This is a genomic window from Xanthobacter luteus, assembly GCF_040049235.1.
In the GTDB taxonomy this organism is placed as follows: domain Bacteria; phylum Pseudomonadota; class Alphaproteobacteria; order Rhizobiales; family Xanthobacteraceae; genus Xanthobacter.
The window spans coordinates 39,108-64,190 of the sequence record NZ_JBDZDO010000009.1; the positions used below are offsets into that span (position 1 = coordinate 39,108).

The 25,083-nt window shown below is 71.5% G+C and carries 26 protein-coding genes and 2 riboswitches; of the genes, 10 read left to right on the plus strand and 16 right to left on the minus strand.

Features of this window, described 5'->3' with window-relative positions; genetic code table 11:
* Positions 1-33 precede the first annotated feature (33 nt).
* The 3 genes from sppA to ABLE88_RS22330 all read right to left on the minus strand — a co-directional run bounded on the left by sppA (position 34) and on the right by ABLE88_RS22330 (position 2,294).
* Complete coding sequence (sppA, locus tag ABLE88_RS22320) at positions 34-1,005, minus strand: signal peptide peptidase SppA (protein ID WP_348834026.1); 972 nt, start codon at positions 1,003-1,005, stop codon at positions 34-36.
* 199 nt (positions 1,006-1,204) lie between these two features.
* Positions 1,205-1,666, minus strand: a complete 462-nt coding sequence (locus tag ABLE88_RS22325) for an NUDIX domain-containing protein (protein WP_348834027.1) — start codon at positions 1,664-1,666, stop codon at positions 1,205-1,207.
* Between the two features lie 16 nt (positions 1,667-1,682).
* Entirely contained in the window at positions 1,683-2,294 is a 612-nt protein-coding gene (locus ABLE88_RS22330; RefSeq protein ID WP_348834028.1) for a glutathione S-transferase family protein, read from the minus strand.
* 136 nt (positions 2,295-2,430) lie between these two features.
* Positions 2,431-2,530, plus strand: a riboswitch (TPP riboswitch).
* On the opposite strand from ABLE88_RS22330, the gene thiO reads away from it, so the two are divergent.
* The 4 genes from thiO (at position 2,519) to ABLE88_RS22350 (ending at position 5,417) form a co-directional block, all read left to right on the plus strand.
* Positions 2,519-3,724 (plus strand): glycine oxidase ThiO, encoded by a 1,206-nt coding sequence (gene thiO / locus ABLE88_RS22335; RefSeq protein WP_348834029.1) that lies wholly within the window; start codon positions 2,519-2,521, stop codon positions 3,722-3,724. Its footprint overlaps the riboswitch before it by 12 nt.
* 5 nt (positions 3,725-3,729) lie before the next feature.
* Positions 3,730-3,939 (plus strand): sulfur carrier protein ThiS, encoded by a 210-nt coding sequence (gene thiS, locus ABLE88_RS22340; RefSeq protein ID WP_348834030.1) that lies wholly within the window; start codon positions 3,730-3,732, stop codon positions 3,937-3,939.
* Positions 3,940-3,993: 54 nt separating this feature from the next.
* Positions 3,994-4,788: a thiazole synthase gene (locus ABLE88_RS22345; protein ID WP_348834031.1), complete on the plus strand. Its 795-nt coding sequence runs from the start codon at positions 3,994-3,996 to the stop codon at positions 4,786-4,788.
* A gap of 2 nt (positions 4,789-4,790) precedes the next feature.
* A complete protein-coding gene (locus ABLE88_RS22350; protein ID WP_348834032.1) occupies positions 4,791-5,417 on the plus strand; it encodes a thiamine phosphate synthase in 627 nt (208 codons plus the stop codon).
* Here the strand turns inward: ABLE88_RS22350 and ABLE88_RS22355 are convergent.
* Together ABLE88_RS22355 and zapE are read right to left on the minus strand one after the other, a co-directional pair.
* Complete coding sequence (locus ABLE88_RS22355) at positions 5,407-5,907, minus strand: GDSL-type esterase/lipase family protein (protein WP_348834033.1); 501 nt, start codon at positions 5,905-5,907, stop codon at positions 5,407-5,409. The two genes, ABLE88_RS22350 and ABLE88_RS22355, sit on opposite strands and share 11 nt — an antisense overlap.
* Positions 5,908-6,029: 122 nt before the next feature.
* A complete protein-coding gene (zapE, locus tag ABLE88_RS22360) occupies positions 6,030-7,217 on the minus strand; it encodes a cell division protein ZapE (protein WP_348834034.1) in 1,188 nt (395 codons plus the stop codon).
* Positions 7,218-7,378: 161 nt separating this feature from the next.
* Here zapE and ABLE88_RS22365 point away from each other — a divergent pair, with 161 nt between their 5' ends.
* Positions 7,379-9,628, plus strand: a complete 2,250-nt coding sequence (locus ABLE88_RS22365; protein ID WP_348834036.1) for an FUSC family protein — start codon at positions 7,379-7,381, stop codon at positions 9,626-9,628.
* Between the two features lie 34 nt (positions 9,629-9,662).
* Here the strand turns inward: ABLE88_RS22365 and ABLE88_RS22370 are convergent, their stop codons facing one another.
* Positions 9,663-10,607 (minus strand): hypothetical protein, encoded by a 945-nt coding sequence (locus ABLE88_RS22370; protein ID WP_348834037.1) that lies wholly within the window; start codon positions 10,605-10,607, stop codon positions 9,663-9,665.
* Between the two features lie 289 nt (positions 10,608-10,896).
* Between ABLE88_RS22370 and ABLE88_RS22375 the strand changes: the two genes are divergently transcribed.
* Both ABLE88_RS22375 and ABLE88_RS22380 read left to right on the plus strand, forming a co-directional pair.
* Positions 10,897-11,175: a hypothetical protein gene (locus tag ABLE88_RS22375; RefSeq protein ID WP_348834038.1), complete on the plus strand. Its 279-nt coding sequence runs from the start codon at positions 10,897-10,899 to the stop codon at positions 11,173-11,175.
* A 147-nt stretch (positions 11,176-11,322) separates the two neighbouring features.
* On the plus strand, positions 11,323-11,601 hold the full coding sequence (locus tag ABLE88_RS22380; protein WP_348834039.1) for a hypothetical protein: 279 nt from the start codon (positions 11,323-11,325) through the stop codon (positions 11,599-11,601).
* 37 nt (positions 11,602-11,638) lie between these two features.
* Here the strand turns inward: ABLE88_RS22380 and ABLE88_RS22385 are convergent, their stop codons facing one another.
* Entirely contained in the window at positions 11,639-12,772 is a 1,134-nt protein-coding gene (locus ABLE88_RS22385; protein WP_348834040.1) for a 2'-deoxycytidine 5'-triphosphate deaminase, read from the minus strand.
* 86 nt (positions 12,773-12,858) lie between these two features.
* Positions 12,859-12,940, plus strand: a riboswitch (SAM riboswitch).
* Between the two features lie 83 nt (positions 12,941-13,023).
* On the opposite strand from ABLE88_RS22385, the gene ABLE88_RS22390 reads away from it, so the two are divergent.
* The 3 genes from ABLE88_RS22390 to ABLE88_RS22400 all read left to right on the plus strand — a co-directional run bounded on the left by ABLE88_RS22390 (position 13,024) and on the right by ABLE88_RS22400 (position 16,335).
* A complete protein-coding gene (locus tag ABLE88_RS22390) occupies positions 13,024-14,241 on the plus strand; it encodes an O-succinylhomoserine sulfhydrylase (protein WP_348834042.1) in 1,218 nt (405 codons plus the stop codon).
* 184 nt (positions 14,242-14,425) lie between these two features.
* Positions 14,426-14,818: a Co2+/Mg2+ efflux facilitator ApaG/CorD gene (apaG, locus tag ABLE88_RS22395; RefSeq protein WP_348834043.1), complete on the plus strand. Its 393-nt coding sequence runs from the start codon at positions 14,426-14,428 to the stop codon at positions 14,816-14,818.
* Positions 14,819-14,838: 20 nt separating this feature from the next.
* On the plus strand, positions 14,839-16,335 hold the full coding sequence (locus tag ABLE88_RS22400) for a TrkH family potassium uptake protein (protein WP_348834044.1): 1,497 nt from the start codon (positions 14,839-14,841) through the stop codon (positions 16,333-16,335).
* A 7-nt stretch (positions 16,336-16,342) separates the two neighbouring features.
* Here ABLE88_RS22400 and ABLE88_RS22405 read toward each other — a convergent pair whose 3' ends face one another.
* The 9 genes from ABLE88_RS22405 to ccoO form a co-directional block, all read right to left on the minus strand.
* Positions 16,343-17,098: an SDR family oxidoreductase gene (locus ABLE88_RS22405; RefSeq protein ID WP_348834045.1), complete on the minus strand. Its 756-nt coding sequence runs from the start codon at positions 17,096-17,098 to the stop codon at positions 16,343-16,345.
* Positions 17,099-17,224: 126 nt separating this feature from the next.
* A complete protein-coding gene (locus ABLE88_RS22410) occupies positions 17,225-18,349 on the minus strand; it encodes an MFS transporter (protein ID WP_348834047.1) in 1,125 nt (374 codons plus the stop codon).
* On the minus strand, positions 18,346-18,495 hold the full coding sequence (gene ccoS, locus ABLE88_RS22415; protein ID WP_348834048.1) for a cbb3-type cytochrome oxidase assembly protein CcoS: 150 nt from the start codon (positions 18,493-18,495) through the stop codon (positions 18,346-18,348). Before ccoS ends, ABLE88_RS22410 begins: the two co-directional genes overlap by 4 nt.
* Positions 18,492-20,699, minus strand: a complete 2,208-nt coding sequence (locus ABLE88_RS22420) for a heavy metal translocating P-type ATPase (RefSeq protein WP_348834049.1) — start codon at positions 20,697-20,699, stop codon at positions 18,492-18,494. The genes ccoS and ABLE88_RS22420 overlap by 4 nt, the downstream gene beginning before the upstream one ends.
* A gap of 224 nt (positions 20,700-20,923) precedes the next feature.
* Positions 20,924-21,418 carry a FixH family protein gene (locus tag ABLE88_RS22425; protein ID WP_348834050.1) on the minus strand — a complete coding sequence of 165 codons (495 nt, stop codon included), beginning with the start codon at positions 21,416-21,418 and terminating at the stop codon, positions 20,924-20,926.
* A 25-nt stretch (positions 21,419-21,443) separates the two neighbouring features.
* The gene (gene ccoG / locus ABLE88_RS22430; RefSeq protein WP_510182935.1) at positions 21,444-22,928 is read right to left on the minus strand and encodes a cytochrome c oxidase accessory protein CcoG; all 1,485 of its coding nucleotides are present in this window, start codon (positions 22,926-22,928) and stop codon (positions 21,444-21,446) included.
* A gap of 343 nt (positions 22,929-23,271) precedes the next feature.
* Complete coding sequence (gene ccoP / locus ABLE88_RS22435; RefSeq protein WP_348834051.1) at positions 23,272-24,153, minus strand: cytochrome-c oxidase, cbb3-type subunit III; 882 nt, start codon at positions 24,151-24,153, stop codon at positions 23,272-23,274.
* A gap of 4 nt (positions 24,154-24,157) precedes the next feature.
* Complete coding sequence (locus ABLE88_RS22440; RefSeq protein WP_348834052.1) at positions 24,158-24,313, minus strand: cbb3-type cytochrome c oxidase subunit 3; 156 nt, start codon at positions 24,311-24,313, stop codon at positions 24,158-24,160.
* 3 nt (positions 24,314-24,316) lie between these two features.
* Entirely contained in the window at positions 24,317-25,078 is a 762-nt protein-coding gene (ccoO, locus tag ABLE88_RS22445; protein ID WP_348834053.1) for a cytochrome-c oxidase, cbb3-type subunit II, read from the minus strand.
* Between the last annotated feature and the right edge of the window lie 5 nt (positions 25,079-25,083).

A 25,083-nucleotide genomic window follows, 5' to 3' on the forward strand; every position in this document is an offset into this window, starting at 1 on the left:
CGGGCCGGTCCTGCGACGGTTGTCTAGCACCGCTCACCTGTTGATTTGAGGGTGCCAGAGGGCCAATAGGCCGTCAAGCTGAGCGCGCTCCAGAGCGCTGCCCGTAGCCTGCGACAGGATCGCAGCGAGCTGCGGCAGGCCGAGCGAGGTGGCGAGGTGCGCGACCGCGGCGGAGAGCCAGCCGAACTCGTCGCCCACCTGCTTGGTGCGCCAGGTGCGCACCTTGAGATCCTTGGAGACGCCCTTCTCCCGCGCCAGCCACTCGCGCGCCGTGGTCTCGTCGCCGAGCTCGTCCACCAGCTGCAGGCCGAGCCCCTGATGGCCGGTGAAGACGCGCCCGTCGGCGACGGTTGAGAGCTGGGCCTCGGTGAGCTTGCGGCGCGTGCCGACGAGGTCCTTGAACCAGCCATAGGTGTCCACCACCAAAGCGTCGATGGCGGCGCGCGCCTCGGGCGAGGTGGGGCTGTAGCCGTTCGGCGCGGCCTTCAGCGGCGAGGACTTGATGTCCTCCACCGAGATGCCGACCGTCTTCAGCAGCTCGTAGACGTTGGGAAACTGGTAGATCACGCCCACCGAGCCCACCAGCGCGTTGCGCCGGGCGATGATGTGGTCGGCGCCGATGGCGGCGATGTAGCCGCCGGACGCCGCGAGCCCCTCCACCACCGCGACCACGGGCTTCTTCTTGGCGAGCCGCTGGAGCGCGTCGTAGAGCTGCTCGGCACCGGTGACCGTGCCGCCGGGGCTGTCGATGGACAGGATCACCGCCTCGGCGCGCGAGTCGGCGATGTCGTCCAGCATCTCCACCCGCTCGCGGTCGTTGCGGATCACGCCGCCGATCACCACCCGCGCCACGTGGGGCGAGGAGGCGGTGACGGTGCGGCCCGCCACGACGGAGACCGCCACCGCGATCGCCGCGACGGCGGCGAGCACCCCCAGCGTGCGCCAGAAGGTGACTTTGCGCCTGAGGCGGCGGCGTTCGACGATCTGATCGGCGTCGAGGGACATGGCGAAAACTCCCGGCGGGCACCTTCGGGACCAGGGCGTGGGTCCCCGCCCCGGCGCTGGCGCCCGGGCGGTGCGGACTTAAGCGGGCGCGCCCCGGCTTGGCAAGCAGATGCGCCGCGGCTCCAATCGCCGCACCCGTCGGCGCCGCCCGCTTCGGCGCCGCGCCGGGCCGCGCGCAAGCCGGCAGGCCGCCCAGCCCTCACCACAGGTCGGCGACCGGCGCCCGGCCCTGGCGCTCGGCGAGGCGCCGCAGGGTGGCGGGAGAGACGTCCTCGGGCAGCGCATCGGGCGCGAAGAACTCGGCGGCGACGATCTCGAGATTGCGCGCCGGCCGCGGCCCGATGACGAGGCGTCCGGCGCTGAACAGCACCACATGGTCGCGCCCGCCGACGCGGGGATTGAAGAACACCCCCGCCATGGCGAGCGGCGCCTCGGTGTCGACGTTGGCCTCCTCCTTCAGTTCGCGGCGCGCGGCCTCGGCGGCGGTCTCGCCGAAATCGACGCCGCCGCCGGGAAAATGCCAGCCGGGCAGATACGAGTGCCGCACCAGGAGCAGGCGCCCGGCGTCGTCCTCGGCCATGACGCGCACGCCAAGGGTCATGCCGTGGCGCACGCGGCGGATCAGGGGAATGAGCCCGAGCATGCCGCCACCATAGACCATCCGGCGCGCCGGCGCCTCAGCCTGCCGCCGCCAGCGCCGCCGCCTCGATCTGCTTGGCGCGCTGGAAAGCGGGGCGCGCGGTGAGGCGCTCCACATAGGCGGTCATGGCGGGGGTCGGCGTGATCACCTTGAGCAGGCCGATGCCGTACCACACGTCCGAGCCCAGCATCACGTCGGCGGCGGAAAACGCCTCGCCCAAGAGATAGGGGCCCGGCTTCAGCGCCGCGTCCACCACCTCCATCACGAGGTCGAAGCTGCCCCAGCCGGCACTCGACTTGGGCAGCGACATGCCCATCATCTTCTGCACGAAGGCGGGCTCCATGCAGCCGGACGAGAAGAACAGATACTGCAGATAGCGCCCGCGCGCGGGATCGCCCAGCGGCGGGGCGAGGCCCGCCTCGGGCGCCCGCTCGGCCACATAGGCGCAGATCGCCGCGCTCTCGGCGAGGCGGGCCGCCCCGTCGGTCAGCGCGGGAACCTTGCCCATGGGATTGATGGCGCGGAATTCCGGCCTGTCCTGCCCGCCGTTGCGCAGGTCCACCAGTTCGCGCTCATAGGCGATGCCGGCTTCCTCCAGCATCCACAGCGCGCGGAAAGCCCGGGTATGGGGCGCCCAATAAAGCTTCATCGGCGGTCCTCCTGATCGGCATGCGATGCGGAACATAATGGGAACACAAAGGGGTGTCCAGGCGCCATGGCCGGCCGGCTACGGCTGCAATTGCCGGCTCAGGGCCTTGCGATCCGGGCCGAGGCATGGATAATACGCGGACGGCCTGGGGTGCCGTGCATCTTGCGCGGCTGAGATCATACCCATCGAACCTGTCTGGATCATGCCAGCGTAGGGAGATGCCGATGAGCGCGAGCTTGTCGACCTTTGATTCGTCTTCTGTTGCTTCCGAGTCCCGTGACGCCGCGGGTCGCGGCGGGTCGCGCCCGCGGGTCGCCGTCGTCGGCGGCGGGGTGATCGGCCTTGCCATCGCCTGGCGGCTCGCCGCCGCCGGCTGCCCGGTGGATCTGTTCGACGCCGGCGAGACCGGCCAGGGCGCGAGCCATGCCGCCGCCGGCATGCTTGCCGCCTGCGCCGAGGCCGAGCCGGGCGAGGATGTGCTGCTGCAGCTCAACCGCGCGAGCCAGGCGCTGTGGCCGCGCTTCGCCGCGGACCTGGAGCAGGCGGCCGGCACCGGCGTCGACCTGCGCACCGAGGGCACGCTCACCGTCGCGCTGACCGCGGACGACCTGTCGCGGCTGCGGCATCTGCACGCGCTCCAGACCGCGCTCGGCCTGCCGGTGGAATGGCTCGGCGGAGCCGAGGCGCGCCGGCGCGAGCCCTATCTCGCCGCCAAGGTGGCGGGCGCCATCCTCACCCCCGAGGACCACCAGGTGGACAACCGCAAGGTCGCGGCGGCGCTGAGGATTGCGGCGCTCGGCGCCGGCGCGCGGATCCATGAGGGCACCCCGATCTCCCGCGTCGAGACCCAGGCCGGGCGCGTCACCGGCGTCGTCGCCGCCGGCACGCGCCATGCGGCGGACGTGACGGTGCTCGCGGCGGGCGCCTGGAGCCGCGGCGTCGACATCGCCCCCGCGGCGCCGCTGCCGGTGCGCCCCATCAAGGGGCAGATGATGGCGCTGCAGATGGACCCCGCCGCGCCGCTTCTGTCCCACGTGCTGTGGGCGCCGGGCGCCTATCTGGTGCCGCGGCGCGACGGGCGCCTCATCATCGGCGCCACCACCGAGGAGAAGGGCTTCGACACGGCGCTGACCGCCGGCGGCCTGCTGGCGCTGCTCACCAATGCCTGGCGCGCGCTGCCGGGCCTGGAGGAGCTCGCCGTGATCGAGCAATGGGTCGGCTTCCGCCCCGGCAGCCGCGACGACGCGCCCATCCTCGGGCCGAGCGAAGTGGAGGGCCTGGTCTACGCCACCGGCCACCACCGCAACGGCATCCTGCTGCTGCCGGTGACCACGGACGTGATCGTCTCCCAGATCCTCGAAGGCCGCATGGACCCGGTGGCGGCGCCGTTCGCGGCGTCGCGCTTTGCGCCCCGCGCGGCGGCGGAGTGACGGCGATGGCACGCGCCTTGACGGTGAACGGCACGCCGGAAGAGCACCCGGCGGCCACGGTGGCGGAGCTGCTGCGCGCCAAAGGGGTGGAGGACGGCCGCAAGGGCATCGCCGTGGCGCTCAACGGCGCCGTGGTGCCGCGCCGCGCCTGGGGCGAGACCCCGCTCGCGGCGGGCGACCAGGTGGAGATCATCGAGGCGAAGCAGGGGGGCTGATCCCCGCGCCCCTTAAGAGGGGGCGCTTCGCCGGCAGAACGAACGAGAACGGCCATGTCCGATATCAACGATCCCCGCGTCAACGACCCCCTCGTCATCGCCGGGCGCAGCTTCGGCTCGCGCCTGTTCCTCGGCACGGCGGGCTATCCCAACCAGAAGGTGTTCCTGGACGCGCTGGCGGCCTCGGGCGCGCAGATGGCGACCGCCTCCATCCGCCGCATCAGCCTCGCCGGCTACGAGGAGAGCCTGACCGACCTCTTGTCCGGCCGGGTGCACATCTTGCCCAACACCGCCGGCTGCCAGACCGCGAAGGACGCCGTGCTCACCGCCGAGCTGGCGCGCGAGGCGCTGGAGACCGATTGGGTGAAGCTCGAGGTGATCGGCGACCGCGAGCTGCTCTATCCCAATGTGGAGGAGCTGCTGAAGGCCACGGAGGAGCTGGTCAATCGCGGCTTCGTGGTGCTGCCCTACTGCAACGACGATCCCGTCACCTGCCAGAAGCTCGCCGACCTCGGCGCCGCCACCGTGATGCCGCTCGGCTCCATGATCGGCACCGGGCTCGGCATCGCCAATCCGCACATGATCGAACTGATCTGCGCCCGCTCGCCGGTGCCGGTGGTGCTGGACGCCGGCATCGGCACGGCATCGGACGCCGCGCTCGCCATGGAGCTCGGCTGCGCGGCGGTGCTGCTCAACACGGCGGTGTCCAAGGCCCACGATCCGGTGCGCATGGCGGCCGCCTTCCGCCACGCGGTCGAAGGCGGGCGCCTCGCCCGGCTGTCGGGCCGCATCCCGCGGAAGCTGCACGCGGAAGCCTCCAGCCCCGAATTCGGCCTCGTCGGCAGCTGAGGATGCTGCCCGCGCCGCCGGTGCTGCTCATCACCGACCGGTCGCAGGCGAAGAGCGACCTTCCGGACGTGGTCGCCGCCGCCTGCGCCGGCGGCTGCCGCTGGCTCAGCCTGCGGGAGAAGGACCTAGCGGCGGCGGCGCAGATCGCCCTCTTCGCCCGCATGGCCGCCATCGCGCGGCCCTGCGGCGCGCGCGTCACGCTCCACGGCGCGGCGCAGCTCGCCCGCGCGGCCGGGGCGGACGGGGTGCACCTTCCCGGCGGATCGGACCCGGCCGAAGCCCGCGCGCTGCTGGGGCCGCACGCGCTGGTGGGCCTCTCCCTCCACACGCTGGAGGAGGCGGCGCGGGCCGATCCGGCGGCGCTCGACTACGTCACCGCGAGCCCGGTGTTCCTTACCGCCTCCAAGCCCGGCCACGGGCCGGCGCTGGGGCTCGACGGCCTCGCCGCCTTCGCGCGCGCCTGCCGCGTGCCGGTGATCGCGCTCGGCGGCGTCGATGCGGCCAATGCCGGCGCCTGCCGGGCGGCGGGCGCGGCGGGGCTCGCCATCATGGGCGGCGTGATGCGGGCGCACGATCCCGCCGCCGCCTTCCGCGCGGCGGCGGCAGCGTTCGGCGCGGCTATTTCTTGAGATAAGGCGCCACCTGCGGCACCAGCTGGGCGGCAAGGCCGCGATAGCCCTCCGCCGTCAGGTGCTGGCCGTCCGCCTGGCGCGGGAAATGGGCGAACATCTGGTTCGGCACCATCACCACCGGGATGTGGCGGGCGGCGAGCGTCGCCTTGATGGCGGCGATATTGGCGCTGGTCTCGGCCTCGGAGACGCCCTTCAGCCGGTCGTTGCCGCCGGGCTGGAGGATGACGAGCACCGTGTCCGGGGTCAGCGCGCCGGCGAGGCGCGCGCGCATGCCCGTGGTGGTGTCGCCGTTCACCCCGGCATTGGCGAAGCGGACCGAATAGCCTTGGGCGCGCAGCATGGCCTGGAGCTGGGAGGGATAATCCTCGCCGCGCGCGACGCCCTTGCCGTAGGTCTGGCTCGCGCCCAGGGCGACCACGGTCGCCGCCGCGGCGACGCCGGCCCCGGCGGCAGAGCCGGCGAGCAGCGATGCAATCGCTGCCGACATCGTCAGAGCACTCAAGATCCCGCCGCGCATGCCTTCGCCTCCCCACCCCGAGCGATGGCCGATGCTGGCACCTCTGGCGCCCGGGATCAAAGGCCATTTGCGGCGAAGGGCCTTGAGCCTCCTTACGTTTCGACAAGTCCCGTGGTGTCGCCGGAGGCCGCCGAATCGCTCCGTCCGTGCGGCTTCGCCAGATACTCGTCGGAGCGCATCTCGTGGAGGCGCGAGATGGTGCGCGAGAACTCGAACGCCTCCGCCCCCTCGGTGCCGAGATAGAGCCCGTCCGGCTCGGCAGCGGCCGAGGCGATGAGCTTCACATTGGCGTCGTAGAGCGTGTCGATGAGCGAGATGAAGCGCTTGGCCTCGTTGCGCTGGTCCGGCCCCATGATCGGGATGTGCTCCAGCACGATGGTGTGGAACATGCGCGCCAGAGCAAGATAGTCCGGGTTCGGGCCGAGCGGCGCCTCGCACAGGTTCGCGAACGAGAACCGCGCCGTGCCGGCGGCCATGGCGGGAATGGCGAGGTGGCGGCCCTTGAGCAGGATCTCGCTCGGCACGCCCCCCGCCGGCCCGGCGAGCCGCTTCCAGGCGGCATCCACCGCCGCGTCCGCCTGGGCGCCGAGCGGGGTGTGCCAGACCGAGACGCCCTCCAGCTTCTCCATGCGGTAGTCGGTGCGCGATTGCAGGCTCAGCACCTCCATGCGCTGCTTGATCATGCCGATGAAGGGCACGAACAAAGCGCGGTTCAGCCCGCCGGCATAGAGGTCGTCGGGGGCGACGTTGGAGGTCGCCACCACCACCACGCCGTCGGCGAACAGCTTCTCGAACAGCCGGCCGAGGATCATGGCGTCGGCGATGTCGGTGACATGGAACTCGTCGAAGCACAGCACCTTCGCCTCGTCGGCGAGCTGGGCGGCCACCGGGGCGATGGGGTCGGCGGTCTTGCGCTCGCCCTTCTTCTGCGCCTCGCGCTCCCTGAAGATGCGCTCGTGCACGTCGCCCATGAATTCGTGGAAATGGGCGCGCCGCTTGCCCTTCGCCGGCAGCGCCGAGAAGAACAGGTCCATGAGCATGGTCTTGCCCCGGCCGACTTTGCCAAAGATGTAGAGGCCCTTGGGCGGCTCGGGCGCGCGGCGGTGGAACAGCCAGCCGAGCGCCGAGGACTTCTGCGCCATGGCCCTCTGGCGCAGATCCAGCTCCAGCCGGGCAAAGGCCGCGACCACCTCGGCCTGGGCGGGATCGGGGGAGATCTCGCCCGCCGCCACCATCGCCGCATAGAGCTCCGACACGCGCGCCGCCGTCTCAGCCCCCATGTACCCGCCTCCCCTGCCGGCATGGTGCCGCGCGTGATCCGGGGGTGGATATAGTCCCCCGGCGGTACAGGCATCAATGCACGCCGCAGGCCCCCCCCCTGGACACCTCGCGCGAAGCATGACTTGGTGCGCCGTCCGGCCAGAGCCCGAGCGTGCACCTCATGACCGAGCCCAACGCCCCCGTCCCCGGCACCAGCGAAGCGCCGCCCGGTGGGCCCTATGCCGGCCGGATCGCCCGCTGGCTCTCGATCCACGATCCCGGCGGCATCGACACCACCCGCGCGCTGCAGCTGGCGGTGGCGTTCGTCGTCGTCATCACCCTCGGCTACACCACCTCCCGCGCCTTCGCGCTCGGCCTCGACGTCCCCTTCCCGCTGATGGCGGGGGCGGGCGCGCTGGTGCTGCTCACCTTCACCCCGGCCGCGAGCCGGCGCACCGAGGCGCGCACCATGGGGCGTATCTTCGCGCTCGCCATGGCCTTCCTCCTGGTGGTGATCGCGGTCGGCCCCGGCGAGGGGCCGGCCAACGCGGTGGTGCAGAAGCTGCTTCTGGTGCCGCTCTCCTTCTTCGCTCTGGTCCTGCGCCGCTCCGGCATGGACGGCCAGCGGCTCGGCCTCTCGCTCATCGTCGTCGCGACGGTCAGCACCATCCTCGCGCCGACCCGCGCCCAGGCGCTCTATTTCCTGCTCGCTTTCTGCCAGGGGGCGGCGGTGATGGTCGCGCTGCGGCTCTCGCCGTGGCGCCCCTCGGCGGTGAAGGCGTTCGTCCATTCCGCCCACCAGGTCGAGGAACTGCTCGCCGCCTATCTGCGCGAGATGTCGGAAGCGGTGCGGGCCGAACGCCCGTTCCCCGCCGATCTCGGACCGCAGGCGGGCGCGGCGCGGGCGCGGGTCTGGAACGCGCTCGCCAACGCCTCCGCCGAGGACCCCGGCGCGCGCATGGATTTCGAGCATCTCAGGGCCAAGATCTACCGCCTGCGGGTGGCGGTCCTGCTGCTGGCGAGCTGCATCCCCTCCTCCAGCCGCAACACCCCCGACTGGCGCGGCCCGTTCGCCAACGCCGCCGACCACATCGCCCGCCGCCTCGAGGTGCTGGAGCGCGTCGACGACAAGGCGGAGGAACGCTTCGAGCGCGCCATCGAGGAGCTCAGGGAGGCGGCTTTCGACACCCGCCTCGAGCCGGCGGCGCGCTTCGCCCTGCTGCGGGCGGTGACCGCCTTCGAGCGGCTCGCGCTGGTGGTCACCGGCATCGCTGCGCAGGAGACCGCCCCCTTCCCCGCGCCGCACGAAGAGGGCGACCTGCCGCCGCCGCCCGCGCCGGTGCCGCTGCTGGTGCGGGCGGCCGACGGCCGAACCGCATTCTCGGCGCCGCTGAAGGTGGCGTGCCAGGGCCTCATCGCCACCGCCATCACCACCGCCCTCGACCTCGCTTTCAACCTGGAGCACGCCTATTGGGCCACCTTGACGGTGATGTTCGTGCTCGGCAACAGCGTCGGCGAGACCTTCATGCGGGTGCGCTACCGCACCGTGGGCACGCTCGTCGGCGTGGCGCTGGGCATGGCCCTGTTCCTGATGTTCGACGCCCACATCTGGCTGCTCGCGGCGCTGTGCGTGTTCGGCCAGATGATCGCCATCGTCACCCAGAAGGACCGCTACGACGTCGCCTCGGCCGCGGTCGGCTTTTCGGTGATCCTTGGCCTGCACCTGATCGCGGGGCTCGGGCCCGAGGGCATGCTCGCGCGCATCTACGAGACCATGATCGGCGCCGGGATCGCGCTCGCGGTGTCCTATGCGGTGCTGCCGGTCTATCTCACCGACCAGTTCCGGCCCGAGGTGCGCGCGCTGCTGAAGCGCTGCCGCCACAGCTTCGCCAGCTGGTGGCCGCGGGCGCAGCAGGGGGAACGGATCAGCATGGCGCCGCTGGCGCGCGAGGTGCGGCTCTTGGACCTGCGCGTGCCGCAGCTCGGCGCGGAGCAGGTGTTCGGCCATTCCGCCGGGGACGTCGTGAACATCGCCTCCACCCTCGACGTGCTGATGACCTATCTCGCGCTGCTGGAGGACGTGACCCAGCGCCTCGCTTCGGCGGCGCCGCAGGAGGAGGTGGTCACCCTGGCCGAGACCGCGCGCTCGCGCACGCTCGACGCCTTCGCCCAGGCGCTCGGCGAGGCGAGCGCCGGCCAGGGCGCCGCGGCGGCGCCCGCGGTGGAGGCGGCGGTCTCCATGGTGCTCGCGTTGGCCGATGACCCCGAGGTGGAGAAGGCGCTACCGCTGGTGGCTGACTACCTGGCGTACTCGGACGCGGTGCTGCGCCCGCTGGCCGAATTGCGCGTCGCGCTGAGCGACCAGGCGCCCTGGAACCGCGAGGCGGCGCTCGCGGTCGGCCACGGCGCGGCCCGGACGGCCCGGCCCTGAGGGCTGCGGCCCCGCAATCGAGGCGGCCCCCCGATCAGTTGGCAGGCGCAGCCTCCGCCAGCGCCTTGGCGCGGTCGGCGGCCGCGCGCGCCGCCGTGCAGTCGAGCAGGGCGAACGAGGTGGCGAAAAAGTCGGCGAGCGCGTCGCTCCCGGCCCCGGTCAGCCCGTAGCCCTGATGCTCGCCTTGCTGGCCGGGCGCCCGCGCCACGAGCCCGGCCACCATGGCGTCCCGCAGGATCTGGAGCACATGGGTGCGCGAGACATGGAATCGGCGGGCCAGTTCCGCCACCGTGAGCGGCCTTCCCGCCTGCGCCACCAGCAGCGCGAAGAACACCATCATCCCGCCATCGCGGTCGGCGAAGGGGGCGAGCGCCGGGGCGCCGTCCAGCACCCGGAAGCCGTGCCGGAAGCCTTCGCCGATGGCCAGCACCAGGGCGCGGCAGAACAATGGGTCGTCGAGCCCTTCGAGGGCGTCCGCGGCCGCCCCGCCAAGCGGCCGCATGGCGCAAAAGTGCATGCGCCAGCGCCCGCGGAAGGAGGTCCACATGCGCGCGGTGGGCGCAAGAGGGCGCTCGCGGCGATCGCCCTTGCCCTGGGCGGGGGCGAGATAGCCGCTCCAGCGCATCAGCGCGAGCAGCGCCTTGGTGCGCCCGTGGCTGCACAGGCCGGTGGCCTGGCACAAGGCGGTCATGCGCGCCGCCGTGATCCCTCCGCCCTCCGGCAGCGCGTCGAGATAGAAGGCGAGGAAGCTGAAGATCATGCGCCCGCGATCGTTGAGCACGCGGTTCAGCAGCGGATGGTTGTCGAAGGCGTCGACGATGCCCTGCGCCGCGGCGTGCATGGCCTGCGGAAAGCCGGGATGGGCCTTGACCGCCGCGCAGGCCTGCGGCCCCGCGCCGGCCGCGAGCCAGTGCGGCAACCCTTCGGTTGCGGCGGTCAATGGGGCGAGAATGGCCCCGGCGGTGGACTGGGGGGGCATGCCGCTCGGTCCGTTCTGCGCGTTCTGGCGGCGGGGCCGCTGCTCTCATCGCGGTCCATTCTAGCGGCGGATGCGTCCGCGCGGGAGTGGCGTAGCGGCAGATACAGCAAATGTTCGCCATTGGCTGCGCAAATTCGGCGTACTAATGGCGGACCGCGGCCGGATCGGCTCGAACGGGCCGGCGAAGGCATCTCAGAGTTGATTCAAGACCCCGCTTCGCCCGCTCCGCGGGTGGGTTCGACGCGGGAGACGGGCTTCGGCGCAGCTTGGCGCCAAGAAGGAGGAAGCCATGACCAAGATCGCACATCTCGCACTGGCCGGCGCGGCAGCCGTCCTGTTCCTTGGCGCGGCGCCGCTGCCGGCCAATGCGGTGGTCTATTGCAAGACCGTCGGCGTGCCCAAGGGCTGCGTCGTCCGTCCGGTGGCGCCGGCCGCCCGCGCGGCGGTCTATTGCACCCGTCCGGGCTATCCTGTCGGCTGCGCCCCCGGCGTCGGCGCTCCCGGCGTCGGCGTCGTGCGCAGCCCCGCCAATCTCGGCGGCCCGGTGAACCGCGTCGGCGTGCGCTAGAACGCGACCCGACCATATGGAGCCGCCTGGCGAATCCATATGATCGGCCAATCGCCTGTCCTATGAAAGAGAGGCGGATTCGCCGCTGGCCCTGAAACAGGCGCCATGGCGTCCCGAGGCACCAAAGCCCCCCAAGGAGTCACACCCATGAAGATCAGGATCACCGCGACGCTGCTCGCCCTCGCCGCGTTCGCAATGGCCGCCCCGGCGCAGGCCGACAAAGCGGCGGCCGACAAGTGCGCCGCCGGCCTCGATGCGTCGGCGAAGACCGTCTACCAGGCGACCGCCCCGGGCTTCGCCGCCGCCGGGGACAAGCGCGGCTTCGTGACCGAGACGGTGCGCGGCCTGGTGTCCTCCGGCAGCCTGTCGCTCGGCTCGGCCCGCCCCGCCGCCGAGGCCGCCGCCGCCTGCCTCGAGCAGCTCTGAGGATCAGCCCCGCCGCCCGGCGTCCGCGCCGGGCGGATCACGCCCCGCCGTCGGGCGCGGCGAACGGCTTGAAGTGCTTGGAGAGCTTCAGCCCCTGCCCCTGGTAATGGGACTTGAGGTCGACGCCGTAGAGCCGCTCCGGCCGGCCGGCCATGCGCTCGTAGACCAGGCGGCCGACGGTCTGGCCGTGCTCCAGGATGAAGGGCACCTCGCGCGAGCGCACCTCCAGCACCGCCCGCGCGCCCACCCCACCCGCCGCCGCGCTGCCGAAGCCGGGATCGAAGAAGCCCGCATAATGCACGCGGAACTCCCCCACCAGCGGGTCGAAGGGCACCATCTCGGCCGCATAGTCCGGCGGCACGTGCACCGCCTCGCGGGAGGCGAGAATGTAGAAGGCGTCGGGATCGAGCACGAGGCTCGGGCTGCCGCCCTCGCGCCGCACCCGGATCGGCTCCCAGAAATCCTCCACGTCGAGCCGGCCGGGCTGATCCACGTCGACGACGCCGGTATGGCGCTTGGCGCGGAAGCCCTGGAAACCGGAGAGCGCCTCGCCTGCGAGGTCGACCCCCAGCGCGATCCCTCCCGCGGCCACGTCGGGGGAGGCCGCATTCACCAGCCGGTCGCTCGCCTGCAGGTTGAGCAGCTCGAGGTCGGAGAGGCGCGCGACGCCCCGGCGGAAGCGCACCTGGGACAGGCGCGAACCGGTGCGCACCAGGATCGGGAAGGTGCGCGGCGAGATTTCGAGATAGAGCGGGCCGCCATAGCCCGCCGGGATGGTGTCGAAGGCGCGCGCGCCGTCGGTGATGACGCGCACGAACACGTCGAGCCGGCCGGTGGAGCTCTTGGGATTGGCCGCCGCCGCGAGGTCGAAGGGCAGCTTCAGCTGCTCGAACAGCTTGACGAGGTAGACGCAGCCAGTCTCCAGCACCGCGCCCGAGGCGAGGTCCAGCTCGTGCAGCGCCAGCTCCGCCAAGCGCTCCTTCACGGTGCGCCCGGCGCCCGGCAGGAAGCTCGCGCGGATGCGCCAAGCGGTGCGGCCGAGCCGCAAATCAAGGCTCGCCGGCTGGATCTGCTCCGGATCAATCCCGCGCTTGGCGCTGATGCCGCCTGCCGCGACGAGTGCCGCAATGGCCTCGGCCGGAAGAATCCCAGGCTTGGAAAGCTCGGCCACGCTCGCCCCCTATCCGTTTTCCCGGTCCCGTTCGTTCGGTCTAACGAACAAATCCCTTGACGCCAAGGTTGCCGCCGCCTTATCTCGATCCCGTTCGTGGTGAATTTGGGCCGGCCGGCTTGCAGCCACGTTAAACAACTTGAGCTAAAAGGCCGGGACGAGCGGTGCGGCGGACGGCATCTGCCGCGACTTTGAGGTCGCGCGCAAGCCTCGCATACCGCCCCCGATCCCGGCCTGCCCCGGAGGCAGACATGTCGGCGCCGAAATCCCCATCAAACTTCGTCCCCAAGGACCCCGCGGCGCTCCATCCGGAGACCCGCCTGGTGCACGGCGGCACCACCCGTTCGCCGTTCGGGGAGACCTCCGAGGCGCTGTTCCTCACCCAGGGCTTCGTCTACGACAATGCCGAGGCCTGCGAGGCGCGCTTCAAGGGCGAGGATCCGGGCTTCGTCTATTCGCGCTATTCCAACCCCACCACCGCCATGTTCGAGGAGCGCATGGCGCTGCTCGAAGGGGCGGAGGCGGCGCGCGCCACGGCCTCCGGCATGGCGGCGGTGAACGCGGCGCTCCTGTGCCAGCTGAGCGCCGGCGATCATGTGCTGGCCGCCCGCGCGCTGTTCGGCTCGTGCCGCTGGATCATCGAGGACTTCCTGCCGCGCTTCGGGGTCGCGACGACGCTGGTGGACGGCACCGACCTGGCCGCCTGGCGCGCGGGGGTGAGGCCCAACACCAAGGTGCTGTTCCTCGAGAGCCCCACCAACCCGACGCTGGAGATCATCGACATCGCCGCGGTGGCGCAGATCGCCCACCAGGCGGGCGCCCGTCTGGTGGTGGACAACGTGTTCGCCACGCCGCTGCTGCAGCATCCGTTCGCGCTCGGAGCGGACGTGGTGGTCTATTCCACCACCAAGCACATCGACGGCCAGGGCCGCTGCCTCGGCGGCGTGATTTTGTCCTCCCAGCAGTTCGTCACCGACCATTTGCAGACCTTCCTGCGCCAGACCGGCCCCTCGATCTCGCCGTTCAACGCCTGGGTGATGCTGAAGGGCCTGGAAACCCTGGCGCTGCGGGTCGAGCGCATGCAGGCGAGCGCCGGCAAGATCGCCGACGCGCTGGCCAGCGAAGCCAAGGTGGCGCGGGTGATCTATCCCGGCCGCACCGACCATCCCCAGGCGGCCCTCGCCCGCAAGCAGATGTCGGGCGGCGGCACGCTGGTGACCTTCGTGGTGGACGGCGGCAAAGCGGGCGCGTTCCGCTTCGCCAACGCGCTCAGGCTGATCCGCATCTCCAACAATCTCGGCGACGCCAAGAGCCTGCTCACTCACCCCGCCACCACCACCCACCAGCGATTCACCCCCGAGGCGCGGGCCGACATGGGGATATCCGACGGCCTGCTGCGCCTCTCGGTGGGGCTCGAGCACCCGGACGATCTGATCGACGACCTCAGGTCCGCGATCGCCGCAATCTGAGGCGCGCGATCGCGGCGATCTGAGGCGCGCGATCGCGGCGATCTGAGGCGCGCGCCCGGCCGGCGGCGGGCACGGATGGCCCGGCGCGGCCGGCGTGGGGCGCGGCGCATATTGCACCCGGGCGCCGGCCGGTTCACTGTCGGCACGCGGGTCCTGCGCCCGCGAGGCAGGGGACAGAGCGGGGATGTATCGGTCGACAACGCGCCAGATCCAGGTGACCGCGACGCCGCGCTACGTGGCCGAGCGCTCGGAGCCGGACCAGGGGCGCTATTTCTGGGCCTATACCATCGAGGTGATCAATCTCGGGTCCGAGACGGTGCAGCTCAAGGCGCGCCACTGGATCATCACCGACGCCAACGGACGCACCGAGGAGGTGCACGGGCCCGGCGTCGTGGGCGAGCAGCCGGTGCTGCCGCCCGGCGGGCGATTCGAATATACCAGCGGCGTGCCGCTCACCACCGCCACCGGCATCATGAGCGGACGCTACGACATGCTCACCGAGGCCGGAGAGGCATTCTCCATCGAGGTGCCGGCCTTCTCGCTCGACGTGCCGGACATGCGGCGCGTGCTCAACTGACCGACCGGGGGCGGGCCCAGATGCACACCGCGCGCATTCCCTCGGTCGAGGCGCAGGCGCTCTCGACGCTCAATCTGCGCCCGGTGGCGTCGATCCTCGGCATCCTGCTCGCCATCCTCGGCGGCAGCATGCTGCTGCCCGCCTTGGTCGACTTCGCCAGCCGCTCGGGCGGGCACCAGTCGTTCATCGGCGCGGCCGCGGTGACGATCTTCGTCGGCGTGCTGCTGTGGATGTCGGGGCGCGAGCGCGAGGTCCAGAAGCTCGATTTGCGCCAGGCCTTCTTCCTCACCACCAGCGTCTGGGTTGTGCTGACCCTGTTCGCGGCGCTGCCGCTGATGTGGGGCTCCTCGCAGCTCTCCTTCACCAAGGCGGTGTTCGAGGCCATGAGCGGCCTCACCACCACCGGGGCGAGCACCATGTCGGGCCTCGACGCCCAGGCCCCCGGCATCCTGTTGTGGCGCGCGCTGCTGCACTGGTTCGGCGGCGTCGGCATCATCGCCATCGCCATCGCGGTGCTGCCGGTGCTCTCGATCGGCGGAATGCAGCTGTTCCGCATGGAATCGTCCGACAAGTCGGAGAAGTTCCTGCCGCGCGCCGGCGCGGTCGCCAAGGGCCTGCTCATCGCCTATCTGCTGCTGACGCTGGCCTGCGCCATCAGCTACGCGCTCGCCGGGCTCGGCCTGTTCGACGCCGTGACGCTCGCCATGTCCACCCTGTCCACCGGCGGCTTCGCCAATTCCGACTATTCGCTCAGCGTGTTCAAGAACCCGGCGGTGGACTATGTGGCGATCGTCTTCATGATCGCCGGCGCCCTGCCCTTCCCGCTTTATGTGCGCGCGCTTTCGGGCGACACGCGACGCCTCATCACCCATTCCGAGGTGCGGGTGTTCCTCGGCCTGATCGCGATCTTCACCGCGCTCTCCTTCGCCCAGCAGGTGTTCCAGGGCGTCGCCGCGGGCGAGACGGCGCTGCGCGGGGCTTTGTTCACGGTGGTCTCGCTCATCACCACCACCGGCCTCATGGCGGTGGACTACACCAATTGGGGTCCGCTCTCGGACACGATCTTCTTCGTGGTGATGTTCCTCGGCGGCTGCACCGGCTCCACCTCCGGTGGGCTGAAGGCGATGCGCATCGCCATCACCGGCAAGGCGATCCGCCAGCACCTCAAGCGCGTCATGTTCCGCAATGGCGTGTTCCCGGTGCGCTATGGCGGCGCGCCGGTGTCGGACGACGTGGTGTCCTCGGTGCTGGGCTTCGTGTTCCTCTTCATCCTCACCTTCCTGGCGGTGGGAATCGGCCTCAACCTCATGGGGCTGGACATCGTCACCGCGTTCTCGGCGTCCATCGCCTGCCTCGCCAATGTCGGGCCGGGGCTCGGCCCGGTGGTGGGGCCCTCCTCCAATTTCGCCGGCCTGCCGGATCCCGCCATCTGGCTCTTGACCCTCACCATGATGCTCGGGCGGCTCGAAATCCTCACCGTGCTGGTGCTGGTGCTGCCGCGCTTCTGGGCGCGCTGACCGCGCCTCAGAAATGGGCGAGATAGCCCCCGTCCACCGCCAGGACGTGGCCGGTGACGTAGGACGCCGCCGGCGAAGCCAGGAACACCGCCGCCCCGGCGATCTCGTGCGGCTTGCCCCAGCGCCCGAGCGAGGTGCGGCGCGAGAGCCATTCGCCCACCGCCTGGTCGCGGGCGAGCTCCGCATTGGGCTCGGTGAGGAAGTAGCCCGGCGCCACCGCGTTCACGGTGATGCCGTGCGGGCCGAGATCGGCCGCGAGCGCCCGCGTCAGCGCCTCGAGCCCGCCTTTGGCCGTGGTGTAGGCGGCGTCCCCCGCCCGCGAGAGCGGTCCGGCGATGGAGGTGATGTTGATGATGCGCCCGCCATGGCCCCGCTTGGCCATGGCGCGCGCCACCTCGCGCGTGAGGTGCGCGGGAGCGATCAGATCGAGCTCGATCAAGGCGCGGAAATCGTCCGTCTCCATGTCGAGGAAGCCGCGCCGGTCGCGCGCCCCCGCATTGTTCACGAGGATATGGATCGCCGGCGCCTGCGCCATGCGGGCCGTCACCGCCGCGCCATCGAACACGTCGAGGAGGAAGGGCTCGGCATGGCCGCCCTTGCGGATGATGGCGGTGACCGCGGTATCGAGCCGGCTTTGATCACGCCCGTTGACCAGCACGTGGGCGCCGGCGAGCGCCAGAGCGGTGGCGATCTCGAAGCCGAGCCCCGCCGCCGAGCCGGTGACGAGGGCGGTCTGCCCCGCCAGGGAAAAAGGATTGGACATGGCGCGCCTTTATCCGGACGGCGGCGTGAGCCGCCGGGAATCGCCTGCACCATAAAGCCGGAACCGCCGCCGGTGAATCGCCGCCCCTAGCGTGCGCGCTCCCCCGGCCCGTCCCGGCCGGCCGCCTCAGGCCAGGACGGCGCCGGCGAGCGCGCCGAGAATGGCCGCCAGGAACAGCCCGCCGTCGTGCAGCGCCAAAGCGAGGCGGCTCGGCGGCCCGGCGCTGTAGATGGCGGACGTCGCCCCCACCGTCGCCACCGACCAGCCGGCCCCTACCAGAAGCAGCGCGGCGGTGATCGCCTCCGGCGTCCTCAGGAGATCGAGCGGCACGGCGAGCCCCACCAGCGCCACGCCGAGGCCGGCGAGCGCGAACGGCGGCACCTTGTCGCCGATCAGCGCCAGCGGCACGGCGGGCGCATACATGGCGGCCACGTGCAGCGCGATGAAGCCGAATACCGCCGCCTCGCCGATGCCGCAGCCGACAAGGCCGAGCGGGGCGCCGGACATCACCGCGTTCATGCCGAACCAGGCGAGGGCGCCGAGCGCGGTCGGCAGGACGATGGCCGAGAGCGGCGCGGCCTGCTTGACGCGGAACACCGGCAGCGGATCGGGCGCGAGGCTGACCGCGACGCCGAGCGAGGCGGTGTGGGCGAGCGCCGCGAGCCCCGCCGCGCCGACCAGGAAGAAGGGGGCGACGAGATCCTCGGCGAGCCCGGCGAGCGTCGGCCCGGCGAGGGCGGCGAGCAGCCCGCCCGCCAGCACCCCGGCGGTGGCGGCGGCCGGCCGGCCGGACGCGGCGGCCGCCTCGTGCCGGTAGAAGAAGGAGAAGCCCTGCGCCATGCCGAGCCACAGCGCGCCGAGGCAGGCCCAGGCGAACTGGCGCTGCATCAGCGCCACCGCCAGGAGCACGCCGCCGGCGATGCCGAGCGAGGCGCCGAGCGCGAAGCCGGTGCGCCGGCCGAACGCGTCGCGCAGGAACGAGGCGGGAAACGAGGCCAGCGCGGCGCCGAGCAGCATGGCGGCGAACGGCAGCGTCGCCAGCGCCGCGCGCGGCGCCAGCTGGGCGCCGGCGAGCGGCAGCGCGGCGGAGGCCACGGTCTGCGCCAGCACCGCGAAGGCGAAGCCGAGCGCCAGCGGCAGGGTGCCCGCCGGGCCGCGGGCATTGTCGTTGGCCGGCGCGTCGAGCAGCGGGTCGCACACGCAGACCAGCATGCCCGCGCGGGGCTCGGCGGCGCCGGCGGCCGGTCTCATTGGGCGAGATCGTCGTCGGACAGCACGCGGACCGCCGCCCCGTCCAGGTCCTCGTACTGGCCGCTCTTCAGGCTCCACAGGAAGGCCAGGAGGCCGCCGAGGCCGAGCAGCAGCGCGAGCGGGACGAGATAGACGAGCACGTTCAAGCGGGCACCTCCTCGAGGGCGGTGGTTGCGGCGGCCTCATCCTTGCGGGACGGACGCGCGGCGCGCAAGGCGTTCAGCGTGACGAGGATGGACGAGCCGGACATGGCGAGCGCCGCGATCAGCGGCGTCACGAAGCCGGCGATGGCGAGCGGCACCGCGATCACGTTGTAGAGAACGGCGAGCGCGAGGTTCTGGCGCATGAGCCGCGAGGCGACGCGCGCCCCGTCCAGCGCCGTGAGCACCGGGGAGAGGCGCCGGCCGAGGAACACCGCGTCCGCGTGCGCCTGCGTCACCGCCGCGCCGGTGACGGGCGAGAGCGAAACCGCGGCGGCGGCGAGCGCCGGGGCATCGTTGAGGCCGTCGCCCACCATCAGCACGCTGCGGCCCTCGGCCTTGAGCGCGTCGAGGGCGGCGATCTTGTCGGCGGGCTTCATGCCCGCCACCCAGTGCGCGATGCCGAGCGCGATGGCCACCGGCGCCACCGCCGCCGGCCGGTCGCCGGAAAAGATCCGCACGTCGAGCCCGCGCGCCACCAGCGCCGCCACCACCGGGCCAGCGTCGGGGCGCAGCTCCTGCTCGACGCCCATGACCATGACACGCCCCCCATGCCGCACGGCGATGAGCGAACAGGTGGGCGGCAGATCGTCGGGCGCCGTGGCGCGGCAGAAAGCCAGGCTGCCGAGCCGCGCCTCCACGCCGTCCACCATGGCGCTCACGCCCTCCCCGCTGTCCTCGCGCACCTCGGCCAGAGGCGGGCCGTCCGCGTGGGCCGCCACCACCCGGGCGAGCGGATGGCGGCTCGCGCTCGCGAGCCGGCCGGCGAGGCCCAGCAGCGCCACGTCCGCGCCGGCGGGAAGGCGCAAAGCGGGATCGGGCAAGGTCAGCGTGCCGGTCTTGTCGAACACCACGGTGTCGACCCCGGCGAGGCGCTCCAGCATGTCGCCGGCATTCACCAGCAGGCCGGCGCGGAACAGGCGCCCCGTGGCGGTCACCTGCACCGCGGGCACGGCGAGCGCGAGCGCGCAGGGGCAGGTGATGATGAGCACCGCCACCGCGATCAGCACCGCCTGGTGCGCCCCGGCGCCGAACGCCAGCCAGCCGAGCGCCGCGAGAAGCGCGGTGAGGTGGACCACCGGCGCATAGAGGCGCGAGACCCGGTCGGCGAGGCGCACATAGCGGTTCCTGGCGGCGAGCGCGCCGTCGAGCAGGCGCTGCACGTCGTCCACCAGCGTGTTCTCGCCGCCGGCGGTGACCCGCACGGTGACGGCGCCGGCGCCGTTGAGGCTGCCGGCATAGACCTGATCGCCGTAGGCGAGCGCCCGCGGCAGCGTCTCGCCCGTCACCAGCGCCTCGTCGACGGCGGACCGGCCGGCCACCACCGCGCCGTCGGCGCCGACCCGCTCGCCGGGGGCGACGAGGATCAGGTCGCCCGGCTGGAGCGCCTGGACCGGCACCAGAACCTGGCTGCCGTCGGCCTCCAGGCGGTGGGCCATGTCGCCGCGCAGCGCCGCCACGTTGCCCGCCACCGCGCGGGTGCGCCGGCGCGCCTCGTGGTCGAGATAGCGGCCCGCCAGCAGGAAGAACAGCAGCATGATGGCGCTGTCGAAATAGGCGTGCTCCTGGCTGAGCGCGGTCTCCACCACGCTCATGCCGAGCGCCAGGACGACGCCGATGGAGATCGGCACGTCCATGTTGAGCGTGCGCGTGCGCAGCGCCCTGAGCGCGCTCTGGAAGAAGGGCTGGCCGGCATAGGCCGCGGCCGGCAGCGCGATGAGCGCCGAGAGCCAGTGGAAGAAGTCGCGCGTCTCGGGGGTGATGTCGGTGACGTTGCCCGACCACACCGAGACCGAGAGCAGCATGATGTTCATGGCCGCGAAGCCCGCCACGCCGAGGCAGCGCAGCAGCCATTGGGCGTGGCGCGCCTCGCTCTCCTCGGCGCGGCCGGCGAACGGATGGGCGCGGTAGCCGAGCGCCTCGAGCCGGCCCACCACCGCTGCGGGGGAGGCGCCCTCCTCGAAGGCGACGGTGAGGCGGTGGGTGGAATAATTGAGGCGGGCGCGCAGCACGCCGGGCAAGGCCGTGACGCCCTTCTCGATGTCGCCGATGCAGGCGGCGCAGTCGATACCGTCGACGGCAAGGCTCATCTGGGGAAGGCCATCCTCCCCTTTGGCCACGAACATCGAATAATCGACGGCCTGCGCCATGCCTGCTCCGGCTGTCCCACCCCGCGCGGCGGGCGGACGTCTCAGGGGGCCGGTCGCGCGCCGGCCGCCCTGGAAATAGAGGAGGAGTACGATAGCGGGCCGGCGCGACGAACCGTCCGTTCTATCGTACTCCAAGGCTCAGGCGGCCGGTGACTGGACGAACCGCCCGACAGTCTCGACGCCCCTTCGGGATCCCGGCGCGAGGCCGGCTCGCCTTCAAGGGCTTACGGAAGCTGCACCCGATTCTTGGACCGGAACACGCGGGCGCCGCCTTGCGAGAAATCAATCACGAGATCCCACTGGCCGGCGCCCGCCTCGGCCTCGGCGCGGTAGCGCCCGCCGCCCAGCGGCTCGAGGTCGAGCGCCACGTCGCGGCGCGAGTCGGTGGGATGGGCGAGGCGCCCGTCGGCCACGAGGCCGGTCAGCGGGCGGCCGGCGGCATCGGTGGCGCGCACCAGGACGATGCGGTCCGCGCCGGACGATTCGAGGCCGACATCCACCGCCCAGTGCCGCGCCTCCTGCTGCGCCGCGGCCGCCAGCTCGCCCTTGAAGGCGAGGCCGGCCTTGTAGGAGCTTTCGGTCTCGACGCCGCCGAAGGTGGAGACCGCGAACCGGGCCATCACCACGTTCACGCCGACCACCACGCCGAAGAAGGCGAGAAGGGCGAACAGGACCATCCGCCCGGTGATTTCGCGGGGGCGCCCGCCGTCTGCCGCCATGGCATGCTCCTTCACCAGCGCCCCCTCAAGGTCCCATGAAATGGTCGGCCACCCGGGCGGTCAAGCCTCCATCGCGGTCGCGCAGAACGAACGTCACGGGCAGCGAGGCGCCGGCCGGCAGCTTGTCGTGGGTGGTCACGAGCACCCGCAGTTCGCGCGTCTGGTCGGGTCCCACCACCAGCGCGTCCGCCTCGTCGCCGACCACTTCGAGCCTGGCGCCCGGCACGCCGTCCACCGTGAGCGCGAAGGTGCGCTCGGCGAGCTGCTTGTTGGTGAGGCGCACCGTGTAGGCATTGCGGATCGCGCCGTCGGAGAGGCGCACGAACAGCGGGTTGCGGTCGTGGATCGCGGCCACGCCCTCGGTGGAGCGGCCGAGGAGCGAGACCAGCATCAGCCCGCACACCACGGCGATGAGCGCCGCATAAAGCAGCGTGCGGGGCCGGAGAATGCGCTGGACGAACGGCTTGCCGGCGATGCGCGCCTCGAGGTTCGCCTCGCTCTCATAGGTGATGAGGTTGCCGGGGCGGCCGACCTTCGCCATCACATTGTTGCAGGCGTCGATGCACAGGCCGCACTGGATGCAGGCAAGCTGCATGCCGCCCCGGATGTCGACGCCGGTGGGGCAGACCGCCACGCACTGGTCGCAGTCGATGCAGTCGCCCGCCTTCTCGCCATGGGCGCGCGCCGCCGCCGCCTTCTTCACCGACGCGCGCGGCTCGCCGCGGTCGTAGAGATAGGTGACGTTGAGCGCGTATTCGTCCGTCAACGCCGCCTGGATGCGCGGCCAGGGGCACATATAGGTGCACACCTGCTCGCGCATGTGGCCGGCAAGCGCGTAGGTGGTGAAGGTAAGCACGGCGATGGACATGTAGGCCACGGCCGGCGCCTGGAAGGTGGCGAGCTGGACCACCAGGGTCGGCGCATCGGCGAAATAGAGCACCCACGCGCCGCCGGTCCACCAGGCGATGAGCAGCCAGACCGAGTGCTTCAGCGTCTTGTGGGCCACCTTGTCCAGGGTCCAGGGCGCGGCGTCGGCGCGGATGCGCTCGCGCCGGTCGCCCTCGATCAGGCGCTCCACCGCCATGAACAGGTCGGTCCACACCGTCTGCGGGCACATATAGCCGCACCACACCCGCCCGGCGACCGCGTTCATCAGGAACAAAATCAAGGCAGCGAGGATGAGCAGGCCGGCGACGTAATAGAATTCCTGCGGCCAGATCTCGAGGAAGAAGAAGTAGAAACGCCGGCTGGGGAAGTCGATCAGCACCGCCTGGCTGGGCGCGTCCGGCCCGCGGTCCCAGCGCACGAAGGGCAGCAGATAATAGATCGCCAGGGTGACGACGAGGACGATCCACTTGATGGTGCGGAACCGCCCGTGCACGCTCTGGGGATAGATCTGCTTGCGCGCCTCATAGAGTGGGATGTCGTCCGGGTCGGTGGCGGCATGCGGCTTGAGCACGGCGGCGTCGGCCGCGCTCGTGTGCTGGGGCTTCGTGGACAAGGCCGTCATTTCATCGATCGCCGCGTTGGCCCCGGCCGCCCAACGGCAGGAGCAGTGCCATGGTCTGAAGCCCCCCTCCCGCGGGAGCGCCCGGGAATCCAGCCCGCCCCGCCGGTTCCTTCGGGCACCGGCGGCCCCTGATCGGAACCGGCCGGGAGAGCCTGGAGGCCTTCGAACATTCATGAACCAGAATGTTCTCTTGGTCAGGCCGCCATGTGGTCGCGCCGCGATTGGTCGCGCGACCTTTTGACAGTGCGGGCAAGGCGGCCGCGCGGCGCGCAAAGCGCCGCGCCGCCCCGTCCCGAAAGCGCCTGCCGGGCTCCGCGGCCCGGCCCGGCACCCATCCGTCCGCTCAGCGGCCGCCGCCCAGCGAATGGACGTAGACCGTAAGCGCCTTGATGGTGGTCGAATCGAGGCGCGCATGCCAAGCCGGCATCACGTTGCCCCGCCCGTTGATGATCCCCGCCTCGATGGTGGCCTTGTCCGAGCCGTAGAGCCAGATGCCGTCGGTGAGGTTGGGGGCGCCCAGCTCCTGGTTGCCCTTGCCGTCCTCGCCATGGCAGGCGGCGCAGTTTGCCTCGAACACCTCCTTGCCCTTGGCCTGGTCGGCGCCGGGCTGCTGGAGGCCGGCGAGCACGCGCACATAGTTCGCCACCGCCGAGATCTCCGGCTTCTGGAGGATGCCGTCGCGGCCGAACGCGGGCATGTTGCCCTGGTGCGCGTCCGGATCGCCGGAGCGGATGCCATGCTCGATGGTCTGTTGGATCTGCGGCAGCGAGCCGCCCCACAGCCAGTCGTCGTCGTTGAGGTTGGGATAGCCGGTGGTGCCGCCGCCGCCCGCCCCGTGGCAGGGCGCGCAATTGTCGGCGAAGGCGACACGGCCCTGCGCCCGGGCCAGGTTCAAGAGCGCCGGGGTCTGCTCGATCTGTTCGAGCGAGGCATTGGCCAGCTTGGCGGCGCTCTCGGCGCGCAGCGCATTGAGGTCGGCGATCTGCATCGCCACCGAGTTGCGCGAGTTCCAGCCGAGCAGACCGGGGGTCGCACCGGAGATCAGCGGCCAGGCCGGGAACAGCAGCCAATAGCCGATCGACCAGACGATGGTCGCGTACCAGACCCACAGCCACCAGCGCGGCAGCGGATTGTTCAGTTCGGAGATGCCGTCCCACTCGTGGCCGGTGGTGGAAATGCCCGTGGCGGGGTCGACCGAGCCGTGGTGATCGTGTGTCGTGCTCACCGGATCAATCCTCCTTGAGAGGAATTTGGGCGGCCTCGTCGAAGTCCTTCTTCTTGGACGGCCAGAAGACGTAGGCCACCACCGCCACGAAGGCGGCGACGAACAGGACGAGGCCCCAGGTCTGGGCGAAGGTGGCGAGTGAATTATAGGTATCGCTCATGGCTCACCTCACGTTCGCCTTGTTGTCGTAGAGCTTGAAGTCCACGAGCGTGCCGAGCATCTGCAGGTAGGCGATCAGCGCGTCCGCCTCCGTCAGGGTGTCGGGGTTGCCATCGAAATCGCGCACCTGCGCCTTGGGGTAGCGCTTGTCGAGGCCGTCGGCGTCGTCGGCATCGGTGGTGCCCTGGGTCTTGAGGTCCTGCGGGGCCTTCTCGATCATCTCGTCGGTGTAGGGCACGCCGAGGATCTGCTGGACCCGCATCTCGTCGGCGATGTGCTTGCCGTTCAGCCGGGTCTGCGCGAGCCAGGGGTAGGACGGCATGATGGAGGCCGGCACCACGGCGCGCGGATTGTCGAGATGCTCCCGGTGCCAGAGGTCGGAATACTTGCCGCCGACGCGGGCGAGGTCCGGACCCGTGCGCTTGGAGCCCCACTGGAACGGGCGGTCGTACATGCTCTCGGCCGCCAGCGAGTAATGGCCGTACCGCTCCACCTCGTCGCGCAGCGGGCGGATCATCTGCGAGTGGCAGTTGTAGCAGCCCTCCCGCACGTAGATGTTGCGCCCCGCGAGCTCCAGCGGGGAGTAGGGCCGCATGCCCTCCACCTTCTCGATGGTGCTCTTCAGGTAGAACAGCGGCGCGATCTCGACCAGGCCGCCGACGGAGATCATCACCAGGATGCCGAGCATCAGCCAGTAGGAGTGCTTCTCGAAGATCTGATGCTTGGTCCAGATCGACGTGCTGGTGGAGGTTCCTTGGGACGCCATTTTCC

Excerpts from the sequence above, each read along its gene's own strand:
- ABLE88_RS22380 (WP_348834039.1), top strand. The coding sequence starts at position 11,323 with ATGAAGATCAGGATCACCGCGACGCTGCTCGCCCTCGCCGCGTTCGCA.
- ABLE88_RS22425 (WP_348834050.1), bottom strand. The coding sequence starts at position 21,418 with ATGGCGGCAGACGGCGGGCGCCCCCGCGAAATCACCGGGCGGATGGTC.
- ABLE88_RS22440 (WP_348834052.1), bottom strand. The coding sequence starts at position 24,313 with ATGAGCGATACCTATAATTCACTCGCCACCTTCGCCCAGACCTGGGGC.
- ccoG (WP_510182935.1), bottom strand. The coding sequence starts at position 22,928 with ATGACGGCCTTGTCCACGAAGCCCCAGCACACGAGCGCGGCCGACGCC.
- ABLE88_RS22350 (WP_348834032.1), top strand. The coding sequence starts at position 4,791 with ATGCTGCCCGCGCCGCCGGTGCTGCTCATCACCGACCGGTCGCAGGCG.
- ABLE88_RS22365 (WP_348834036.1), top strand. The coding sequence starts at position 7,379 with ATGACCGAGCCCAACGCCCCCGTCCCCGGCACCAGCGAAGCGCCGCCC.
- ABLE88_RS22345 (WP_348834031.1), top strand. The coding sequence starts at position 3,994 with ATGTCCGATATCAACGATCCCCGCGTCAACGACCCCCTCGTCATCGCC.
- ABLE88_RS22325 (WP_348834027.1), bottom strand. The coding sequence starts at position 1,666 with ATGGTCTATGGTGGCGGCATGCTCGGGCTCATTCCCCTGATCCGCCGC.
- ABLE88_RS22390 (WP_348834042.1), top strand. The coding sequence starts at position 13,024 with ATGTCGGCGCCGAAATCCCCATCAAACTTCGTCCCCAAGGACCCCGCG.
- ABLE88_RS22405 (WP_348834045.1), bottom strand. The coding sequence starts at position 17,098 with ATGTCCAATCCTTTTTCCCTGGCGGGGCAGACCGCCCTCGTCACCGGC.
- thiO (WP_348834029.1), top strand. The coding sequence starts at position 2,519 with ATGAGCGCGAGCTTGTCGACCTTTGATTCGTCTTCTGTTGCTTCCGAG.
- sppA (WP_348834026.1), bottom strand. The coding sequence starts at position 1,005 with ATGTCCCTCGACGCCGATCAGATCGTCGAACGCCGCCGCCTCAGGCGC.
- ABLE88_RS22375 (WP_348834038.1), top strand. The coding sequence starts at position 10,897 with ATGACCAAGATCGCACATCTCGCACTGGCCGGCGCGGCAGCCGTCCTG.
- ccoO (WP_348834053.1), bottom strand. The coding sequence starts at position 25,078 with ATGGCGTCCCAAGGAACCTCCACCAGCACGTCGATCTGGACCAAGCAT.
- ABLE88_RS22420 (WP_348834049.1), bottom strand. The coding sequence starts at position 20,699 with ATGGCGCAGGCCGTCGATTATTCGATGTTCGTGGCCAAAGGGGAGGAT.
- ABLE88_RS22370 (WP_348834037.1), bottom strand. The coding sequence starts at position 10,607 with ATGCCCCCCCAGTCCACCGCCGGGGCCATTCTCGCCCCATTGACCGCC.
- zapE (WP_348834034.1), bottom strand. The coding sequence starts at position 7,217 with ATGGGGGCTGAGACGGCGGCGCGCGTGTCGGAGCTCTATGCGGCGATG.
- ABLE88_RS22410 (WP_348834047.1), bottom strand. The coding sequence starts at position 18,349 with ATGAGACCGGCCGCCGGCGCCGCCGAGCCCCGCGCGGGCATGCTGGTC.
- ABLE88_RS22400 (WP_348834044.1), top strand. The coding sequence starts at position 14,839 with ATGCACACCGCGCGCATTCCCTCGGTCGAGGCGCAGGCGCTCTCGACG.
- thiS (WP_348834030.1), top strand. The coding sequence starts at position 3,730 with ATGGCACGCGCCTTGACGGTGAACGGCACGCCGGAAGAGCACCCGGCG.
- ABLE88_RS22330 (WP_348834028.1), bottom strand. The coding sequence starts at position 2,294 with ATGAAGCTTTATTGGGCGCCCCATACCCGGGCTTTCCGCGCGCTGTGG.
- ABLE88_RS22355 (WP_348834033.1), bottom strand. The coding sequence starts at position 5,907 with ATGTCGGCAGCGATTGCATCGCTGCTCGCCGGCTCTGCCGCCGGGGCC.
- apaG (WP_348834043.1), top strand. The coding sequence starts at position 14,426 with ATGTATCGGTCGACAACGCGCCAGATCCAGGTGACCGCGACGCCGCGC.